The organism is Verrucomicrobiia bacterium, from assembly GCA_023953615.1.
Taxonomy (GTDB): Bacteria; Verrucomicrobiota; Verrucomicrobiia; order Limisphaerales; family JADLHS01; genus JADLHS01.
This window is the reverse complement of record JAMLJH010000001.1, coordinates 1,716,797-1,736,819: the sequence shown is the minus strand read 5'-3', so window position 1 is coordinate 1,736,819 and position 20,023 is coordinate 1,716,797. Positions and strand designations below refer to the sequence as shown.

17 protein-coding genes and 1 tRNA gene are annotated in these 20,023 nt (G+C 58.4%); 5 read left to right on the top strand and 13 right to left on the bottom strand.

Annotated elements, in window-relative coordinates; genetic code table 11:
* Positions 1-82: 82 nt before the first annotated feature.
* A complete protein-coding gene (locus tag M9920_07325) occupies positions 83-1,543 on the bottom strand; it encodes a rhamnulokinase (GenBank protein MCO5052097.1) in 1,461 nt (486 codons plus the stop codon).
* Positions 1,544-1,628: 85 nt separating this feature from the next.
* Positions 1,629-2,909 carry an L-rhamnose isomerase gene (locus M9920_07320; protein ID MCO5052096.1) on the bottom strand — a complete coding sequence of 427 codons (1,281 nt, stop codon included), beginning with the start codon at positions 2,907-2,909 and terminating at the stop codon, positions 1,629-1,631.
* Positions 2,910-3,059: 150 nt separating this feature from the next.
* On the opposite strand from M9920_07320, the gene M9920_07315 reads away from it, so the two are divergent.
* The 3 genes from M9920_07315 (at position 3,060) to M9920_07305 (ending at position 5,226) form a co-directional block, all read left to right on the top strand.
* Positions 3,060-3,848, top strand: coding sequence for a GDSL-type esterase/lipase family protein (locus M9920_07315; GenBank protein MCO5052095.1), 789 nt, complete (start codon positions 3,060-3,062; stop codon positions 3,846-3,848).
* A 120-nt stretch (positions 3,849-3,968) separates the two neighbouring features.
* Positions 3,969-4,187 (top strand): translation initiation factor IF-1, encoded by a 219-nt coding sequence (gene infA / locus M9920_07310; protein MCO5052094.1) that lies wholly within the window; start codon positions 3,969-3,971, stop codon positions 4,185-4,187.
* Between the two features lie 58 nt (positions 4,188-4,245).
* The gene (locus M9920_07305; protein MCO5052093.1) at positions 4,246-5,226 is read left to right on the top strand and encodes an L-histidine N(alpha)-methyltransferase; all 981 of its coding nucleotides are present in this window, start codon (positions 4,246-4,248) and stop codon (positions 5,224-5,226) included.
* Here the strand turns inward: M9920_07305 and M9920_07300 are convergent.
* The 5 genes from M9920_07300 to M9920_07280 all read right to left on the bottom strand — a co-directional run bounded on the left by M9920_07300 (position 5,220) and on the right by M9920_07280 (position 9,293).
* Complete coding sequence (locus M9920_07300) at positions 5,220-6,176, bottom strand: dihydropteroate synthase (GenBank protein MCO5052092.1); 957 nt, start codon at positions 6,174-6,176, stop codon at positions 5,220-5,222. The two genes, M9920_07305 and M9920_07300, sit on opposite strands and share 7 nt — an antisense overlap.
* Positions 6,149-6,225, bottom strand: a tRNA-Arg gene (locus tag M9920_07295). The genes M9920_07300 and M9920_07295 overlap by 28 nt, the downstream gene beginning before the upstream one ends.
* A 449-nt stretch (positions 6,226-6,674) precedes the next feature.
* Positions 6,675-7,334: a hypothetical protein gene (locus tag M9920_07290; GenBank protein ID MCO5052091.1), complete on the bottom strand. Its 660-nt coding sequence runs from the start codon at positions 7,332-7,334 to the stop codon at positions 6,675-6,677.
* A 218-nt stretch (positions 7,335-7,552) separates the two neighbouring features.
* A complete protein-coding gene (locus tag M9920_07285; GenBank protein ID MCO5052090.1) occupies positions 7,553-8,032 on the bottom strand; it encodes a hypothetical protein in 480 nt (159 codons plus the stop codon).
* Positions 8,033-8,339: 307 nt separating this feature from the next.
* Entirely contained in the window at positions 8,340-9,293 is a 954-nt protein-coding gene (locus M9920_07280) for a hemin-degrading factor (protein ID MCO5052089.1), read from the bottom strand.
* Positions 9,294-9,894: 601 nt separating this feature from the next.
* Between M9920_07280 and M9920_07275 the strand changes: the two genes are divergently transcribed.
* Positions 9,895-13,107: a DUF1080 domain-containing protein gene (locus M9920_07275; GenBank protein ID MCO5052088.1), complete on the top strand. Its 3,213-nt coding sequence runs from the start codon at positions 9,895-9,897 to the stop codon at positions 13,105-13,107.
* Positions 13,108-13,691: 584 nt separating this feature from the next.
* Here the strand turns inward: M9920_07275 and rnc are convergent.
* The 6 genes from rnc to lpxD all read right to left on the bottom strand — a co-directional run bounded on the left by rnc (position 13,692) and on the right by lpxD (position 18,520).
* Positions 13,692-14,408, bottom strand: coding sequence for a ribonuclease III (rnc, locus tag M9920_07270; GenBank protein ID MCO5052087.1), 717 nt, complete (start codon positions 14,406-14,408; stop codon positions 13,692-13,694).
* Between the two features lie 29 nt (positions 14,409-14,437).
* Positions 14,438-14,740 carry a hypothetical protein gene (locus M9920_07265; GenBank protein ID MCO5052086.1) on the bottom strand — a complete coding sequence of 101 codons (303 nt, stop codon included), beginning with the start codon at positions 14,738-14,740 and terminating at the stop codon, positions 14,438-14,440.
* A 59-nt stretch (positions 14,741-14,799) separates the two neighbouring features.
* Positions 14,800-15,465, bottom strand: a complete 666-nt coding sequence (locus M9920_07260) for a hypothetical protein (GenBank protein ID MCO5052085.1) — start codon at positions 15,463-15,465, stop codon at positions 14,800-14,802.
* A 100-nt stretch (positions 15,466-15,565) separates the two neighbouring features.
* Positions 15,566-15,817, bottom strand: a complete 252-nt coding sequence (locus M9920_07255) for a hypothetical protein (protein MCO5052084.1) — start codon at positions 15,815-15,817, stop codon at positions 15,566-15,568.
* Between the two features lie 43 nt (positions 15,818-15,860).
* The gene (dacB, locus tag M9920_07250) at positions 15,861-17,444 is read right to left on the bottom strand and encodes a D-alanyl-D-alanine carboxypeptidase/D-alanyl-D-alanine-endopeptidase (protein ID MCO5052083.1); all 1,584 of its coding nucleotides are present in this window, start codon (positions 17,442-17,444) and stop codon (positions 15,861-15,863) included.
* Between the two features lie 44 nt (positions 17,445-17,488).
* Positions 17,489-18,520 (bottom strand): UDP-3-O-(3-hydroxymyristoyl)glucosamine N-acyltransferase, encoded by a 1,032-nt coding sequence (gene lpxD, locus M9920_07245; GenBank protein MCO5052082.1) that lies wholly within the window; start codon positions 18,518-18,520, stop codon positions 17,489-17,491.
* A gap of 108 nt (positions 18,521-18,628) precedes the next feature.
* On the opposite strand from lpxD, the gene M9920_07240 reads away from it, so the two are divergent.
* Complete coding sequence (locus tag M9920_07240) at positions 18,629-19,774, top strand: Gfo/Idh/MocA family oxidoreductase (protein ID MCO5052081.1); 1,146 nt, start codon at positions 18,629-18,631, stop codon at positions 19,772-19,774.
* Positions 19,775-20,023: the final 249 nt, after the last annotated feature.

Genomic DNA, 20,023 nt, shown 5'->3' with positions numbered 1-20,023 from the left:
ACGACCTCAAGCTCTGGTGACAACAAGGCGCAGCTTCAGCCAAACTCGAAAACTCATAAATCCGAAGCTGAAAAACCCGGATTCATAACTTCAGATTATTCGATGCCGTCGGGCGCGGCGCGTAGTGTTTCACGGGGCTGGAGGCGCGGACGACCGCGCGCATTTCGGCCAGCGATTCGAGTTCGCCATCGGCGCGAACTTGCGTGAGCAGGTTGCCCAGCGCGGTCGCTTCAACCGGTCCGGCGAGAACCGGTCGCTGGCACGCATCGGCGGTAAGTTGATTCAGCAATTCACTTTGCGCACCGCCACCGACGATGTGGATGATTTCGCAGGGGGTCGCCGTAAGTTCTTCGAGCGCGGCCAGGGTGTCTCGATATTTCAACGCCAGGCTGTCGTAGCAGCAGCGCACCAATTCGCCGACGCGCTGCGGCACGGGTTGATGCGTCTCCCGGCAGAAATCCTGAATGGCGCGCGGCATGTGCGGCGGGTTCAGAAAGCGCGGATCGTTCGCGTCCACGAGCGAGCGCATCGGGCGCGCCCGGGCGGCGAGTTTCGCGAGTTGATCGTAATCGTAATTTTTTCCGGCGGCGGCAAAAGCGCGCCGACATTGTTGCACCAGCCAAAGGCCCATGATGTTTTTAAGCAACCGATATGTGCCATCAATGCCGCCTTCGTTGGTCAGGTTCAGTTCCAACGCGCGCCGGGACAGCACTGGATCGGACACTTCCGCGCCCAACAACGACCACGTGCCGGAACTGAGATAGGCCCAGTTGGCAGCGCCGGTGTGCGCGGTGGGAACGCCGGCCACCGCAGACGCCGTATCGTGCGAGGGTGGCGTCACCACTTTCACACCGGTGAGTCCGGTTGCCGCCGCCAGCGATTTGCGGACGCGACCGAGCGTCGTTCCGGGAGGAACGATTTTGGGCAGAAAATGGGTCGGCAATCCAAATTTCTTGAGCAACGGCAAAGACCAGTCGCGGCGGCGCGGATGCACGAATTGGGAGGTCGAAGCGATGGTGAACTCCGCGCGTTTCACGTCGCACATGGCCCAATGCAGAAAGTCCGGAATGAAGAGCAGCGTCTCCACGGCGTCGAGCAGTTCGGGCGCGTGTCTCTGCCAGGCCAACAATTGATAGAGCGAATTGAATTCCAGAAATTGCAGTCCGGATTGCGCGAAAATTTCTGCGCGCGGCACTTGTTTGAACGCGCGCTTTAAGGCGCCGCGCGTCCGGGCGTCGCGATAGTGATAGGGCTGGCCGAGGATTTCGTTTCGTCGGTTCAGCAAAACAAAATCCACGCCCCAGGTATCCGCGCCGATGGAGACGATCTGGCGCCCATATTTTTTCTGCGCCAGCGCGAGGCCGGTCTGGATTTCCGCCCAGAGGCGCAGCAAATCCCAGCGCAGTGAATCGGCCAGGACCACTCCGCCGTTGGGGAAGCGGTTGACTTCCTCCAGTCGCAACCGTTTACCGTTCCAAACGCCCGCGATGACGCGCCCGCTTTCCGCGCCCAAATCCACTGCCAGATAAACTTTGTTTGCCATAGCCTTTTTCGCTCAACGCCCGGCTAATTTCTGACACCACTTCGCGGTGGGTCGGTTCAGCTCCAGCCGTATCTGAAAACTCACCTCACGCGCGTTGGCTCAAAACATTTTTCTCATAACTCTTCACCTCGGCCAGCCAGGCTTCGCCAACGGGAACATTTTGTTGCAGGCAATAATAATCCCACACCGCGCCGAACGGCAACGTCTTCGCCTCCTCCATCAACGCCAGACGCGACGTGTAATCGCCCGCGCGTTCAAGCTGTTTGTAGCGGGCGTGCGGCTCCAACATTGCCAGACACAGCGCGCGAATCATGTTGCGCGTGCCGATGACCCAGGCGGCGAGGCGGTTGATGCTGGCATCGAAGAAATCGAGACCAAGGTGCGTGCGGCCGAGGTAATCGCCGCGCACCAATTCCTGCGCGATGGCGTTCAGTTCATCGGTAAGCGTGACCACATGATCGCTGTCCCAACGCACGCCGCGGCTGACGTGCAGCAAAATCTCCGGCACGAAGCAGAGCACGGAAGAAATTTTGTCCGCCATGTTCTCGGTGGGGTGATAGTGCCCGGCGTCCAAACAAACGAGCGTTTGATGTTGCACCGCGTAACCGAGATAGAACTCGTGCATCCCCACGGTGTAACTTTCCGCGCCGATGCCGAACAATTTGCCTTCGATGGCATCGAGATGGTGCTTGGGGTTCAGTTTCTTTTTGAACACGGTATCGAGCGATTCCCGCAACCGTTCGCGCGGACCGCGCCGATCCGCCGGAGTGTCTTTCATGCCGTCGGGCACCCAGATGTTGGTCACCGTCGGCGTGCCCAGCGCCCGGCCCATGGCGGCGCCGATTTCCCGGCTGCGTTGGCAATGCTCGATCCAGAACCGGCGGATGCCGGCGTCGCGATGGGAGAGGGTGAAACCGCTGGCGGATTTCGGATGCGAGAAACAGGTGGGATTGAAATCCAAACCGATGCCCAGCGACTTGGCCCACGCAATCCAGTTGCGGAAATGGCGCGGCTCGATTTCGTTGCGATCCACCTTCTTGCCGCCGAATTCGCCGTAGAACGCGTGCAGGTTGAAACGGTGCCGGCCCGGAATCAGCGTGAGCGCCTGGGTGGCGTCCGCGCGCAGTTCATCCGGGGTGCGCGCTTTGCCGGGATAATTACCCGTGGCCATGATGCCGCCGGTCAGCGGGCCGCCAAAATTTTCGAAGCCACCCACATCGTCGCCCTGCCAGCAATGCAACGACACCGGCACTTTGGCGAGTTGGCGCAGCACCTGGTCGGTGTTCACACCCAGACCAGCATAACGTTCGCGGGCGAGTTGGTAAGCCGTTTCAAGACGGCGCTCGGCAGACTTGGTTTTGCTCATAAGTATCTCATCTCACCAGCTAAGCTATTCATAGGGCAAGCGCAAAACCGGATACGTTGGGAAGATGTCAACTTGGGAGGCATCAGGATTTCGCGAAGATTTCTTGCCTGGAGACGGTTAGAACCGCTACAAACTCGTCCGCAATTGCCTATGCAAACCGCCATCGCTTTTAGCCCAATCCGCGTCGGAAAACTTTTTCGCCGCGCCCGACTCTTCGTCGCCTTGGCGCTCCTGGCCCATCTCGTCAGCGCGCGCGCCGATGAATCCGGCAGCACGAATCGTTGCGTCATTCCCGCGCCGCGCACGGAGGAAAAGGCCACGAACCGTTTTGCGGAATTGAATCAGCGCGTTGAGGAGAACGCCGGACGGGCCCAACTGATTTTCGTGGGCGACTCCATCACGCAGGGCTGGGAAGGCAACGGCAAGGAGGTTTGGGCCAAATACTACGCGCCTCGTAACGCGCTGAATCTCGGTATCGGCAGCGATCACACGCAGCATGTGCTCTGGCGACTGGACCACGGCAATCTCGACGGGTTGCATCCCCGGGTTGCGGTGGTGCTGATTGGCGTCAACAACGCGCCCGATGCGAGCAATACCTCGCGGATGATTTTGGAAGGCGTGACGGCGGTGGTGGCCAAATTGCGCGAAAAGCTGCCGCAAACCAAAATCCTGCTCCTCGGCATTTTTCCGTTTCGTGAAGATTTCAATCCGCAGCGCGCCAAGGTGCTGGAGGTGAATCAGGCATTGCACAAATTGGATGATGGCGAATGGATTCACTTCCTCGATTTCGGTTACATCTTCCTGGATCGCGACGGTCGGATTCCCAAGGACATGATGCGCGACGCGGTTCACCCAACGCCGCACGGCTATCAACTTTGGGCGGAAATCATGGAACCCAAGCTGGCTGAACTGATGGGCGACGAGCCCGTCAAACCGTGATGCTGCCGGCCGGTTAAATTGCCGCGCCCGGATGCAGTTTCACGGCAGCCGCCGACTTCCGAAAAGCGATTGCATTATTTTCGCCGATTTCATTACGCTTTCCGTAAATAAATTGTTCTTGTGGCAAAAGAAGAAGCAATTGAACTGACGGGAACGGTCACTCAGGTTCTGCCGGGAACCATGTTCCGTGTCTCTCTCGCCAACGGTCACGAAGTCCTCGCGCACATCTCCGGCAAAATGCGCAAAAATTGGATTCGTATCAATGTCGGGGACAAGGTCAAAGTCGAAATCTCACCGTACGATCTCGGCAAGGCGCGCATCACCTTCCGCGAGTTCTGACGCGCCCCGGCTCATTCCCGGGCTTGCTTTCCCGTGGTAAATCTGCGACGACCGATTCATGTTGTCTGTGGTCAACGTCGCCATCCATTCCAGTCAAACGCCGGAAAACATCCAGCGTGCGCTGCGGCACTCGCTGCGCACCCGCCGCATCAATCATCAATTTCATTACGATTCCGTTCAGCAGACCAATCAGTGGCTCGCGTTGCACCAGGTCTATTCGCCGTCGCGGAATGATGCCGATTGCGCGGCGACCTATAATCGCGCGTTTGCCGCCGTCGCGGATCAAATCCGGTCGCGCGCGGTTCACTTGATCGGCTTGGGCTGCGGTGGCGGACAAAAGGACACGCGGTTGTTGCGACGGTTGCGCGCGCGCGGCAAGCAACTCAGCTACGCGCCGGTGGATGTCAGCACGGCCATGGTGCTGGTGGCGCACCAAACGGCGCGAGCGGTGCTGCCGCCGGAAAATTTGTTTCCGTTGGTGTGCGATCTCGCTGTCGCCCGAGATTTGCCGGCGGTTCTCGAGACGCCGACCGCGCCGCGCGCCGCGCGACTGATTACTTTCTTCGGCATGATCCCAAATTTTGAACCGGAGAAAATTCTGCCGCGGTTAAGCCAATTAGTGCGGCGCCAGGATCGGTTGCTCTTCAGTGCCAACCTCGCTCCCGGCGCGAATTACGCGCAAGGCATGAGGCGGATTCTGCCTCAATACGACAACCCACTGACTCGGGAATGGTTGTTGACCTTCTTGCTGCACCTGGGCGTTGCCCGCACGGATGGTGAAATAAAATTCCGCATCGAACGCGGGATTACCGGACTGCAACGCGTGGTGGCGCACTTTCATTTCCACCGCGCGCGCCGCATCACTGTGGCCGGCGAAACGATTCCCTTTCCGCGCGGCACAAAAGTGCGCCTGTTTTTCTCCTACCGCTACACGCCGGAATTGGCGCAACAACATTTGGCCAAGGTCGGACTGCGGGTGCGGACGCAATGGGTCACGCGCTCCGGCGAAGAAGGCGTGTTCCTGTGCGAACGTCAGTAAGCCTGGAGCGTGTCCAGCACGGCTTTGATGCGTGGCACTTCGTGCGTGCGGAACAGGTCGGTTTTGCCCAGCGCCGCCAGCACGGCGAAGAACGGCTCGGCGCAACGCACTTCTTCCCGAAAATATTCGAAGGCATGTGGCAGCGCCTGACAAACCGGAAAACCCAGGGTCCGCAGGCGAAACGTGTTGAGGAACACGCGCATCTGATGTCGAATTCGCACCGCACTGTCTTGTAAATTGCGGTAATAAAATCCCAGACCCGGATCAATGAAGATGCGTTTCACGCCGCAGCGTTGCGCGGCTTCGATGCGGCGCGCAAAAAAATCGTGCAGCATCGGAATCGGATCGGTTCGCAAATCAAAATCGCCCACCTCACGCACGTTACGCCCCTGCACGTAACAAAGGATCACCGCCGCTTCGTGAGCCGCCACCAGATGGAAAATTTCATCGCCATGCTCGGTGCCGGTAAGATTGAGGAGATTGGCCCCGGCCTCGAGACAAGCGCGCGTCACGGTCGGTTCATAGGTTTCCACCGACACCAAAATCTGCGCGGCGCGCAATTCTCGAATGACCGGCAGTAGTTGGGAGTTTTGTCCGCCAGCCGTGACTCGCGCCGCGTGCGCCAGCGTGGATTCCGCGCCCAAATCCACAATTTGCGCCCCCTCCGCCGCCAGCCGTTTGCCGCGCTGGATGGCGCTGTCCGCAGTGAGACAAACGCTCTCGCGATACCAGGAATCTGCGGAAAGATTCACCACCCCCATGATGGCGGATTGGGAATTGAAAGCGAACGGCTGACCGCCAAGCGTGAATTCCGCCACCCGCACGGCGGCAGCGGCGCGATGTTGTGCAAATAAATCTGAAAGCTGTTCGAGGGTCAGCACCCGGCAAGAGTAGTGGGTTGCGGCGCGATCGTAAATGCCGATGGTGCGCTTGGCGGGAGTCGAACCCACGACCCACTGCTTAGAAGGCAGTTGCTCTATCCAACTGAGCTACAAGCGCATTCCGGGTGGATGCGAAATTGCCGCATCCGATCGGTCGAAAACCTTCGGTCAAGTATTATGCTTCCGTCAGTCTCTACAGCAAGTTTGTTCAAGGCAATCCCCGTTCACGCCAGTGAATAATTTCATCTTGGTCTGCGCCTGGCGCGTATCGGTCTGCGTCGTCGTGTAATACGCCGGATAAAAATTCCCGACGTAATCAACGGGATCGCTGACGCGGCAAGACTCTGACCTTGCGCGGTTCAAATTTACTTCCGCCGGAATCTCTCCGCCACGACCGAGTTGGCGGTGATGGCAAGGCCGAAATAATTCCCGGCGGCTATTCGACAGGCAATTTTACCCCGACCGTGTGGCCAGCTTGACGAGTCGTTAAAACGCAAGGATGCGGAGCGATTAAACTAAATTTTCCTGGATCATATCGCCCGACGGTTTGACCAAATTTGCGCAAAGTCAAAACAGCGAAGAACGCTTCAAGTCTTTCTCCAAAATCCTTACGGTTCTGTTGACAGACGGCAGGATCAGCGGTGTAAAAACGCCGTTGGTGTGCTTAACGAACAGCCGCACTTCCACCACCAGTTTATAGTCTCCGGCCTCTTTTATTTTGAATGAACGAGTAACATCGAAGTCCCAGTAATAATCCGAACTTTCGGCGTTGGTAAAAATCAATTCTCTCGACCGTGATCGCCAATGACCATGCGTGTCTTTGATGTTTTTTCCGAACAAGCCGTTCAACAAATCGCGATCGGGAATTGGCTCTTTGCCGAATTTTTTCCCGAGAGCGGTTTTACGGATTTCGTTCCCATTTGAATCATACAACCGCGCAGCGAACGCCTCGCTGGGCAATGGGCTGTAGAGCACTACGTTAGTGCGGCCAAAAACTCCCACCTTGCAGATGATTCGATCTGTTCCGGAATGGCCTTCGCGGGTTGGAGCCATTTCAACCCAGAGATTTGTGCGGTATTTGTCTTGTATTTCTTTGAGTTCCTTGAGCATCGCGACCTTTTGCGTTTCAGAAATGGTGGGATTCCACTGGGTTTGCGCCGGCGCGAGGGTTGCCTTCAGTGCTATTCCAATGAACAACAGAACTGTGGTGATCCTTTGTGTTTTCATGGGCATTAGTATGGCTGGTTGGCGGTGATATCTACCCAATCAGGAAAGCCGCTATCCTCTACCCAAGTTGGAGACGAAGGAACTCCTGGAACAATGTTCCACTGTGAATTGGAGTAGTATGCTAACTGCAAGCAACACTAAAAGGCCAAGGCACAAAATTGAGTTCGCTTTTTTCATGGCTCAAGTTCACCAAATCAAGACAAGACCACAGCTTTTGCTCAGTCGCTTATATTCAGAACCGTCTTTGTTGGGCCAAAGTACGTTGGAATAGCTTTAGAATTTGTCACGACCATCCCACATAGACTCACTTCCAACGTGTAAACTCCCGGTTGTTTTACGTTAAAAAAATCTGAAAGCTTGAATCCTTTTCCGGGTAGGGACGGAAGGTCGGAATTCACACGCAACGCTACAAATCCAGATTCCTGAAGTCCTTTGTTTCCTATTTTCATCGGTGCTCCCAAACTACGCCCCGCCGCCGTTTTTTTAACGCCTTTCCCGTCGGCGGAAGTAAGGCGAACCAGCCATGACTGTTGTGGCGCAAGCCACATCAACACATCGTTGGTGGACACACCGGAAAGTGCCGGAATAATCTGCCAATCAGTCAAGAAGCTGCTTTTGTCCCCAAAACCACCCTTTGTTTGCGGTTCATCTGAGATTTTTCTGTGATAAACTCCTGCTTTTACGCCATTCGTGGCCACCCCCCAAGCAATGCTCCGGTTTAATTCTAATGCCGTTTCAAGAATCGCAGCGTGATAGTCATTCGTTTCCGCATGACTAGATAGGCAACACATCGCGGCCAGCTAACACCGCAATACCAAGCCATCTCCGTAAAGAGGCAAAGGGATGAACGGCAAGGAAATGAAAATTTGGGGAGCATTGCCGCTCCCGGCGGTGGTCGTTGACGTCCTCACGGACGATGTCAGGTTCTGGTAGCAGGGACGCCCCGTCCGTTCCGCCTGCCCATGGTGGCGGTTCAATCAAAACGGAATTTTTGCGGACGCGATTTCATGCCGGGCTGCGCAACAAGGTCGCCGCCACCAGCGCGCGCCATTTCGACTCCAGTCGCTCATCCCCTACGGTAATCGCCAGTCCGATTTGATCATCAGGTCCGCCAATTTCGATCGTCCAATTTTCCCGATCACAACACCGGCAGTGACGCTGCCACAACCACATTTCAGGTGTCGCCGTCAACACATGTAATCCCACATTGGCGCCGTGGAAAAAAGTCACTCCATCGCTTTCGCGGTCCGCCAGTGTGGGCGGCTCCGGCAGCCAGACTGCGGCGCAGTTGAGCGCGTGGTTGTAATGCGTCGTGCGTACCGGTACGCGAGCGGCAGCGGCGGCGGCCAGCAACTGGGGCAATCCGGCGCTGGATAAAGCGTGAATGGTCGTCGCCCCTTCCTGTTGCTGAAGCCGCAAGTATGCGAGCCGCTGACTGATGGCTTGGCAGCGGTGTTGACTCGCGTGATGGTTGGGCGAAATCCAATGCTCCGTCTCCGCCAGGGGGGATTGATGCCGGATGACAAATTGCTCAAAAAGCTCCCGGCGAGAGCGCGCAGTGAGAACAACTTTTTGAAATCGCCGCCCCGAAACATCGCCGGCTTCCAATCCATAAACCGGTCCCGCCGGAGAAGTTTCCCGCACCGCCCACAGGCTTGCGTATTGCCCGAGATTTGGAGTCAACAGGCGGGCCGCGTCTCGTGGCAAGGCGGAATTGCTCCAATCTATTAATTCCGGTATCGCCCGGATGGTGCCCAGCACCGCCACGGAATTACGGGTCAGATGTAGAACTTCACCCAACTGGGACAGCGTGTGAAACCAGCTTTCTGCCGTTGCCGAGAGGCTCACCCGCACGGACCCGTCCGCACCAATGTGCAGACAATCCGGGTGAATTTTGGCGCCGCAAAATAAACTCGCCGTCCGCGCCGCGCCCAAGAGAAAGAAGGGATCACCGGACATAATTCAAAAGTGATGGAATCATCCCGCCCTTACGGTCGTCGTTGGAAAAAGCCAGCATCGGATTGTTCATGCGGACCGCATCATAATGCGGCGGCGCCGTCTGTGCCTTCGCTGGCTTGCCGAAATTTTGTGGGGCGTTGCGATTGCGTCGGGAATTACTTTAAACGCGCGGTTGTCCTGGGAGCATCTGATACTTCACGAGGGAGGAACGACTTCCACGTCGCCCCCAACTCATCAGGGACGCGATGGAACGCGTCCCTCCCAGGGGAACAACGTGGTAAAACTGGATTGCGCTGGTCGGCCCAATGTGGCATCGCCGTCCTCGACGAGGTTGTTTGCGCCTTCGCGGACGACATATAGTTCTGATATTGCAATGCCAAGCCATCTCCGCAGAGAGACCAAGGAATGGAAAATGGAGAAGCACCTCCGCCCACCAGCCGTTACGATGTCGCTCGACGGCATAAAACGTCATGGGTTAGCATGCGCGCATGATTAAGGCCACTGGTGCAAAGGTGTCTCGAGGCGTTTCGTGCGGCCGGCGGGCGCGGGTTCATTGCGTTGACAAACGGATGCTGTTTTCCGTTACCGAAAGGAGTTTTCCATGCGGGCTTTGAAACGGGTTCTTGCTGCGGCTGATCGCGCGTGGTTGCGCCGGGTCATTTTGCTTTTGGGTTTGACGGTGGGTTGGAGTTCGTGGGGTCAGGACGGTTTCGTTTCGATCTTTAACGGGCGCGATCTGGAGGGTTGGGATGGCAAGCCCGGTTGGTGGTATGTGGAGGATGGCGCCATCACGGCGGAAAGCACGCCGGAGAAACCTTGCACGAAGCATAATTACCTCATCTGGCGCGGCGGGGAACCGTCGGATTTCGAGTTGCGGTTTGAGTTTCGCATTCAGGGAGGCAACTCCGGCCTGCAATTCCGCAGCCGGGAGGTGGAGGATTGGGACATGCGCGGCTATCAGGCCGACATCGAGGCGGGTACGGAATGGACCGGCGCGTTGTTTGAACACGAGCGCGGGGGCATCGCCATGCGCGGCCAATCGGTGATTATTGCCGCCAACGGCCAGAAGGAAACAACCTCCTTTGCCACCGCTGCGGAATTATTTCAGCACATCCATACCGATGATTGGAATCAGTATCGTATCGTGGCGCGCGGCCCGGAAATTCAACTTTTCATCAACGGCGTCAAAATGTCGCAGGCGGTGGATCGGCAGGAGGGACAGGCGGCGGCGCGAGGGTTGATTGGTTTGCAAATGCATCCTGGACCGCCCATGAAAGTTCAGTTCCGCAATTTGAAACTCAAAGAGTTCACGGCGGCAGACCGCGCCACGCCGCCGGAGAAGCTGACCGTGCCGCCGGGTTTCCAGGTCGAGCTGGTGTACGCGCCCAATCGGGAGACGGAAGGATCGTGGGTCAGCATGTGCGTGGATGATCAAGGCCGGTTGCTTTTTTCCGGTCAATATGACGAAGGATTGTATCGCCTGACGCCGCCGCCGTTGGGGGCGGACCCGGCGCGGACGCGGGTGGAAAAGATCAACGTGGATCTCAGCGGCGCCCAGGGTTTGTGCTGGGCGTTTGACTCTTTGTACGCGTTGGTTTCCAAGAATGGCAAAACGCCCAGCGGCCTGTATCGGGTGCGTGACACCAATGGCGACGACCAGTTGGATACGGTGGAGTTGCTGCGCGGATTGGGTGGCGGTGGCGACCACGGTTGGCACGGAGTTTTGCCCGGGCCGGATGGACAATCCATCTACGTAATTGCGGGAAACCAAACCGTGCCGCCCACCTTGAAGGCGTCGCGGGTGCCGTTGCATTGGGGCGAAGATCAATTGTTGCGACGGTTGCCTGACGCCGGCGGGTTCATGACGGAAGCGCTCGCGCCGGGCGGCGTGGTTTATCGCGTGAGTCCGAACGGTCAGGATTGGGAAATGGTTGCCAGCGGGTTTCGCAATATTTACGACGCGGCGTTTGATCGGAACGGCGAGTTGTTCACCTACGACGCGGACATGGAATGGGACGTGGGCGCGCCGTGGTACCGGCCCACGCGCATTTGCCACGTCACCAGCGGCGCGGAATTTGGCTGGCGCAACGGCAGCGGGAAATGGCCCGCCTACTATCCCGACAGCGTGCCCGGCATTTTGAACATCGGTCCGGGATCCCCCACGGGCGTGGCGTTCGGATTTGGCGCGCGCTTCCCCGAACGCTACCAGAACGCGCTCTTTGTCGGCGACTGGACGTTTGGACGCATCTACGCGATACATCTGGCGAATGAGGGCGCGACTTATCGCGGTGCGGCGGAAGTCTTCCTCTCAGGCGTACCGTTGCCGGTAGTGGCCATTGCGAATCATCCTCGGGATCACGCGCTTTATTTCATCACGGGCGGCTGGCGCATTCAAACCGGAGTCTATCGGGTGACGTACGCTGGAACGGAAGCCACGCCGACCATCACCGCGAAACCCGCGCTCACCACCGCGCAGCAAACGCGCTTGAAATTGGAGGCGCTGCACGGACACGCGAGCGAGGGCGCGGTGGATTTCCTCTGGCCGTATCTGGGTGATGCTGATCGGACCTTGCGCTATGCGGCCCGCGTAGCGCTCGAATGGCAGCCCGTATCCACCTGGCGGGAACGGGCGCTCAGCGCCACCGATCCCGCCACCGCCATGACGGCCTTACTGGCGTTGAGCCGGGTCTCCAGCCAGGACGAATTCCATCGTCAGTCCACGGATCCAGCCCCCGACCTGGCGCTGCAGCGGCAAATTTTAACCGCATTGGATCGCCTCGACTGGACCCGGTTGACCGCGGAACAGCAATCCGACCTGCTGCGTAATTACGCGGTTTGCCTGACGCGTTTCGGCCTGCCGGAAGCGGCGCAACAACAAAAATTATTGGCGCATTTGGAGCCGTGGTTTCCGGGGAAAACCCGGGAAGTGAACAGTCAACTTTGCGAACTGTTGGTTTATCTGCAATCGCCCCGGGTCGCGGCGGTGGCGGTGCGTCTGCTGCAGGAAGCGCCGACGCAGGAGGAACAAATGGATCTGGCCAAATCGCTGCGCGCACTCAAGACGGGTTGGACGCCCCAACTGCGTCGCGATTACTTCGGCTGGTTTCAAACCGCCGCCGCCTACCGTGGCGGAGCGAGCTTTCGCGGGTTCATCAAAATGATCAAAAACGACGCGCTGGCCAATCTGACCCCCGCCGAGCGCGACGCTTTGCAGGACGTGCTGACGACTCCGGAAACACCGGGGAATGAGGCGTCCAAATACTTCGCCGGACGGCAGGCGACCGATTGGACGGTGGCCATGCTGGCGGGCGCGTTAACCACGGATTTGCAGAAGCGTGATTTTGAGCGCGGTCGCAAAATGTTTTCCGCTGCCTCCTGTTTTCAATGTCACGCGGTGGCGGGCGAGGGGGGCGCGGTCGGGCCGGACCTGACCCGGGTGGCTGGCCGGTTCAGTCCGCGCGAGTTGCTGGAATCCATCATCGAACCGAATCGCGCCGTCAGTGATCTGTATCAAAACGTGCGCATCACCAAGCGCGACGGCGACGTGGTGGTGGGGCGGATTGTGTATCATCTGCCCGATGGCGCGGTGAACGTGAATCCGAACATGTTCGATCCGGCGCAGGTGATCGCCGTCAAGCGTAGCGACATGGTGAAGATCGAACCGTCCCCCGTTTCGCCAATGCCGGAAGGGTTGCTGTCCCCGCTGCATCAGGATGAAATTTTTGATCTCCTGGCGTACCTGCTCTCGGGCGGTGACGCGACTAATCCGATGTTCAAGACGGGCGCGAACGCACCCAAAACGTCCGCCAATTAAACGTAATAAAACCGAGCCGCCAAAAGCACTTCGGTCTCGATGTTTGCCCCGCAGCACGAGCGGTTTTATTTCACGTACGATCAGGGCAGAATGATCGGCAAAGCCGCTGAGCGGCTTTAAATAAAGCCGTGGCCGCTTGATTTTTTCCTTTATAGCAGCGGGCCTTCCGACCTCAAGCCAAGCGTTGGGGGCAAACGGACGACCGCCCTGGGTTCGGGACGAGCACCGGCGCGACCGGTGGCGTTGCCAACCGCCAGCTCGGTCTGGAGAATCATTGGCAGCGGAATAAAGACCGAGGCGTTCCCGGAGCGCGGACGGTCTCCGTCCGCAGCGCGTGAACCGGAAGCTCGGCTTGCGGATCAATCAACGCCTTCTGGTCTGGCGCCGCGCTGCGGGCGCGGGACCGCCCGCGCTCCGTTCCCAGCGCCAGCGGCGCGGCATCTTCCTGCCGCACTCCAAAACCTCGCGGACAGAGTCGCCATTCCCCATCCGGCCCCCACCTTCATGGGGTTACACTCGTTCGGTGCCACGGCTACAACTTTAATTAAACCGCTGTAAGCGGCATCAACCAGGGCAAGTTGGATTTACGGTGCCGTGGTGGATGCCGGCGTTTTCTGCGTGCGCAGTTGCGTCAGCGCTTTCTGTGCGGCGTCGCTTTCCGCGTCTTTTTTGCTTTTGCCTGTGCCGCGCGCCAGCTCCACGCCGCCATGCTGCACCACACATTCAAAGACGCGATCGTGGTCTGGCCCGGTCGCCGTGGCCACCGAGTATTTGGGCGCGTCGTGCGATTTGGCCTGCAGGAATTCCTGCAACTCGCCTTTGGGATTATCCAGTGACAGCGGCAGAGTTAAACCGCTCAAGAGCGAAGTGAACTCCCGCAACACGAACGTCCGCACGGTCTCGTAGCCGCCGTCCAGAAACAGCGCGCCCACCAGCGATTCAAACGCATCGGCCAAGGCGGAGGCGCGTTCGCGGCCGCCGTGCGTTTCTTCGCCATGACTCAAAATCAGATGCGCGCCGAGATTCAGCGCGCGGCCCAAGTGCGCCAGCGAACTGCGATTCACCAAACGGGCGCGCGCTTTCGTCAACGGTCCTTCATCGAAGTCGGGAAACCTTTCGTACAATTCCCGCGTCAGAATGAGTTGGATGACCGCGTCGCCGAGAAATTCCAGCCGTTGATTATGCTCGGTCGGCACGCCCTTTTCGTGCGCCGTGGAGGGATGGGTCACGGCGATTTGCAACAAATGCGGATTGCGAAAGGCGTATCCAAGACGGGCTTGAAGTGCGGCAAGATCGGACATGAGCTAGTTCGGGAACATCCAAAATTTTGTTACACGATGCCGCGCTTGTGTAGCAGATACAACGTCAGACCCAGGATTGCAAAGCCAACAAACCACATCGTCAGCGTGATGACGAACCATCTCAATGCGCGACGCTTCAAAAACGCCGCGTAACTGTCAACACGCGCAAGCGCCCGCATCTGAGCTGACCCGGTGAGTGAAAATAACGAAACCCCTTGGCGTCGGGCATACAACAAACTCCTCACAATAAAACTCATGTAAATCAACCACGGCACGAGGAATATGAGCACACCATAAACCGCAACATAGGGAGTGGGGTCAAGCGGCTTCATATATGCAGAGTAGTCTCATCCAATTAAATGGCGGTCAATACATTGACAGTTCGCTGTTTTCACGTTGGCGCGGCGGCTTCGACCGGCGCGGGTTGATTTTCCGTTTCGGCGGCAAGCTCGCCCTCACCCCGGCCCTCTCCCCCAGGAGAGGGAGAAGCGGGTTCCGCGTCACTCGCAATCAGCGCGTTGGGATTGGCGGCGGCTTCCGTCGCGTCCGGCGGATTTAACCCGTACTCCAACAAGTGCGCCACGTCGCGTTGCACTTCGTCCAATTGATCCAAACGCAGATTGGGATCGGTGATGGTGAACACGTCGCCGGTTTTGGGTTGCTCGTAGATGAAAATGCGTTGGCCCTCGCGCACGATCTGCTCCTTCACTTTGAGCAGGCGTTTGCGTTCGAGCATCACGGCCAGAATGTAGCCGGCCGGAATGTGGCGCGGATCATTCAGTTCGATGAGTTTTTTCAACAAGGTTTCCGCGTTTTCCTTCTTGATGACTTCCGCGGGCGGGGGCGGCAGTTCGTAAGTGCCCTGCCAGCGTGAGATCAGGCCCTTTTGGATGGAGGCGTCGGCGTAGCGTTCCTGCCAGCAGGTTTCGCAAACGTCCGAGCGCCGCAGTTCCGGCGTTAAATCAAACAACAGCGTGTGATAGGTTTGCTGGTCGGCAAACGGTCGCTGGCACGCCTCACAAGCACGGGCCCGGGATTGGATGTTCCACTCGTTCATGAAAACAACTGATCAGTCGCGCTTGGATTATTTGCCGGGAAAGCGGTGAGTTCAATCTTCAATTCCGATCCGACGCGTTAATCCCGTCCGGCGCCGCGCGTCAGGGATTCAGCATCACGTTGCGGAGACGCTGGTGCAAAGTCGCCGGCACATGATGCGAAAAGGTGATGGTGCCATCGGGTTTGATGGCGATGAAGCCTCGAGTGACGGACGCGGTTTGCAACACTTCCGCCACGGTCTGCACCACCTGCGGCAGCAGGGTCTCGCCGGAAACGCGCACCCCGCCGGTTTGGATGCGAATCAGGCTGCGGGTGCGACCCGGTGGAAAGAGATCAAAACCAAACAGTCTCATGGCGCACGCGTTTCAATTGCCTTTCTCGCGGCAACGGCGGGAATTATTCATCGCTGCGCCCGGTGAAATTGGCGAGCAACAGAATGGCTTTATCAAGCTCGCCCCGCGCGCTGTATTGAGCCGAGGGCGCGGTGTAGCGATTCAACATCAGACTGAACACCAGCTTTTCTCCGGCGGCGGTGGTCAGATATCCCGAAGTGGAATTCGCCCAGCGTAACGTGCCGGTTTTGGCGTGGACGTTGTTCTCGCCGCGCGTGCCTTTCAGGCGGTTGCGCAGTGTGCCGTCCCGCCCCGCAATGGGCAGCGCCTGATAATAACTTTCCGCTTCCGGATGCTGACTCATGAATTGCAACAACTGGATGGTGGCGTTGGGCGTCACCAGATTATTGCGCGCCAAACCGGAGCCTTCCTCGAATTTAACGTCGCTCCGTTTGATGCCGACCTTGCTGAAAAACTTGTACAACTCGCGCACGCCGTAATCTTCGGAAGTGCCCGAACTGCCGGCGGCATCCACCAACCAGGCGCTGTCATTCGGCGCTTGATTGGCAAGCGCACGTTCACGCTCCAGTGACCCCACATGCGCCAGCAGCAGATCCGTGTAGAGATTTTGCGAAGGTTTTTGCACGAGCACATTCAGTTCGCGCAGAGGTGCGGATTCCACAAAGCCCAGTTCGATCAAGCGGCTGGTGTCGAGCGGTGCGCCCGGTCGTTCCAGCCAATGGGCCGTGCGGGTTTTGCCGGTTACTTTGACGCCATTACGCGCCAGCGCCGCCTTGAAAAACTCGACGAACAAGCTGGCGGGATTGCTGAAAGTGACGTCGTCGGAGTATTTGTTGGTCGAGTTCAGCGGCAGTTGGCCGTTGACGTAAATCACGTTTTGTCCCACGGGCCGGTAAAGATTGATCACGCGGCGACTGTCGGGGGCGCTGGTCCGGGTTTGGTTGATCAAAGTGACAAAAGTGGTGGGTGGATTGAGTTCCAGTTGCCCGGGCGCACCGAGCTTCGCGCCCGGACGAGCGGAAAGTTGCAGCGTGTTGTCGTTGATGGTTAAGGCCGAAATCTCCGCGCCGTAATAATAGTTCATGTCGTCCCAGACCCAGCCCGATCCGTAAGGCGCACCGACGATGAAACTATCGTCGCCAATCAAGTCGCCGGAGATTTTACGCACGCCGGCATTGGTCAAAGCGGCCACGAGCGGTTGCAGCGCGCGAAGCAGATCGCCCTGACCGGCTTTGAGGTTGAACGTGGGGTCCCCGCGCCCGTACAGGATGAGATCGCTTTTCAGATTGCCGCGCGCGTCCGGTCTGGCGGCGCTGTAGAGCGAAGTGCGGAGGCGGTAATCACCGCCCAGTTTATCCAGCACCATGGCCATGGTGTAGAGTTTACAATTGGAAGCCGGACTGAACAGCTTGGCCGGTTCGTGCTCGAACAGGGTTTGGCCGGTCTCGAGCGACACCGCTTTGATGCCGAAGCGCGCGGCGTCAAAGCGCGGCTGATTCACCAAGTCGGTGAGCTGTTGCCGCAACTCGACGAGCGTGGCGGGCGCGTTGGTGGATTGAGCGAAATTCGGTTGCGGCAAGCCCAACCAGAAACCGATGACGAACAGACCGCGTAGAAATAGCCTCACGCGGGGATTTTTCCGATTTGCCCGTCGTTTGGCCAGATACATTTTCAGGTGGGGTCCGCATCCGGGCCGCCCAGTTTTTTCTCCAACTGCCGGACGCGGCGCAGCAGCTCGGGCAATTTTTGTATCGCCAGCATCTGCCGCTTGGTTTGCTTGTCGGGCAACGCCGGACTGCCCAGCACGGTCTGGCCGTCGGGGATGTTGTGCATCACCCCGGATTGCGCCGCGACGGTCACTTTGTTGCCGATTTTCAAATGTCCGGCCAGCCCCACCTGTCCGGCGAGAATGACGTAGTTGCCCAACTGCGTGCTGCCGGCGATGCCGGTCTGGGAAATAACCAGACAGTGTTCTCCAATCCGGACGTTGTGCCCGATTTGCACAAGGTTATCAATCTTCGTGCCCTTGCCGATGACCGTCGGCCCCAGCGCGCCGCGATCCACGGTGACGTTGGCCCCGATCTCCACGTCGTCGCCGATGATGACGTTGCCGATCTGCGGCACCTTGCGGTGCGCGCCGTGGTCCAGCACATAGCCGTAACCATCCGCGCCGATCACCGAGCCGGCATGAATCCGCACGCGTTGACCCAGTTCCGAGCGCGGATACAGCACAACGTGCGGAAACAGCACGCAGCTTGCGCCCAGCACGGAATCCGCGCCGATGGAATTGTAAGCGTGCAAGATGGTCCGCGCGCCGAGCTTCACCCGCTCTCCGACGACGCAATAGGGGCCAATGTGCGCCGTGAGGTCCACTTGAGCGGATTCCGCCACGACGGCGGTGGGATGGATGCCGGGCGGCGGGATCGGTTCTGGAAAAAACAGCTCGAGCGCCCGGGCGAAGGCAATCCGGACGTTGTTAACGCGAATCAGCGTCTTGCCGCTCCGCGAAGTGGTTTGCGCGCCGACGATGATCGCCGCCGCCGCCGATTGTTCCGCTCGCGTTAAAAACTCATCATTTTCGGCGAAAGTGAGGTCCCCGCGCTGCGCCTGGGCGGCGGGGGCGAAGCCTTGGAGTGGGGTTTGACCGTCGCCCAACAGCTCCCCTTGGAGGTGTTCGGCTACCTGTGCGGCAGAAAAAATCATAGTTCGGAGGCAAGTCGTTCGTTGACTTGAAAAATTTTCGTCACTATAAAGACGCCCGGCAGCAATTCAACCCCTACTTTGATTATGGCGAAAACTTTACGAGTTGGAATGATTGGATACCGCTTCATGGGCAAGGCGCATTCGAACGCTTGGCGACAAGCCCCGCGCTTCTTTCCGCTCAAGGCGAACGTGGAAATGCACACCATCTGTGGTCGTAACCCCGCCGGCGTGCAGGCCGCCCGCGCCCAGTTGGGCTGGCAGAACGCCTCCACCGATTGGCGCGAGGTGGTGGAAGACCCGCTGATTGACATCGTGGATATCACCACCCCGAACGATTCCCACGCGGAAATCGCCATCGCGGCGGCGCAGAACGGCAAACACGTCCTGTGCGAAAAACCGCTCGCGCTGACAGTCAAACAGGCCGAGCAAATGCTCGCCGCCGTACAAAAAGCCAAAGTGGTTCACATGGTGTGCCACAATTATCGGCGCATCCCGGCCATCGCCCAGGCCCGGAAAATGATCCAGGAAGGCGCGCTGGGGCAGATTTACCACTTCCGCGCGCGTTACGCCCAGGATTGGCCCGCCGACCCCCAATTCCCGCTCGTCTGGCGTTTGCAGAAGGAAGTCAGCGGCAGCGGCGCGCATGGCGACATCAATGCGCACATCCTCGATCTCGGCCGCTATCTGGTGGGCGAGTTCACCGAGGTGAACGGTTTGTTGCACACGTTTATTACGGAACGACCGTTGCCCGCCGCCCCCGGTAAAGAACAGGGCTTGGGCGGCAAAGGCGCCGGCAAACTCGGCAAAGTGACCGTGGACGATGCGTCGCTGTTCATCGGACGCTTTGCCAACGGCGCCCTGGCCAACCTGGAAGCCACGCGCATGGCCTTGGGGCGGAAGAACCACATCGAGATTGAAATCAACGGCAGCAAAGGCTCGCTCTATTTTGATTTCGAGGACATGAACCGCCTCAAATTTTTCAATCATGCCGATGCGCCCGACCGTCAGGGTTTTCACGATATTCTCGTCACCAAAGGCGGGGTGCATCCGTATTGCGCGCACTGGTGGCCGGAGGGACACCTCATCGGCTACGAGCACACCTTCATTCACACGGTTGTGGATTTTGTGAACGCGTGCGTGGACGGCAAGCCGGTGCAACCCACCTTTGAAGACGGCGTGCAAAATCAGCGGGTGCTGGACGCGGTGGAAAAATCCGCCACCACCGGCAAATGGGTCAAAGTCCGGACCGCTTGAAACCGCCACTTGAAATGGCACCGCCGGTCTGAGGGCTGACGGCTCGGCGAGCGAATCAGAATTTCATTCCGAGGCAAAGGGATGCGGTGGAACGCGTCCCTCCCAAGGAAATAAAATCGGGCTGGTCGTTTCACTCAAACCCAAGGGAGTGCGACCGTCCTCGGTCGTGGCAATCTGCCGGGCGTTCGGAAGCTCGTAATCCCAAGCAAGAAGCCGGACGAGGGTTGGCTCGCCCGGCTTGAAATCAAC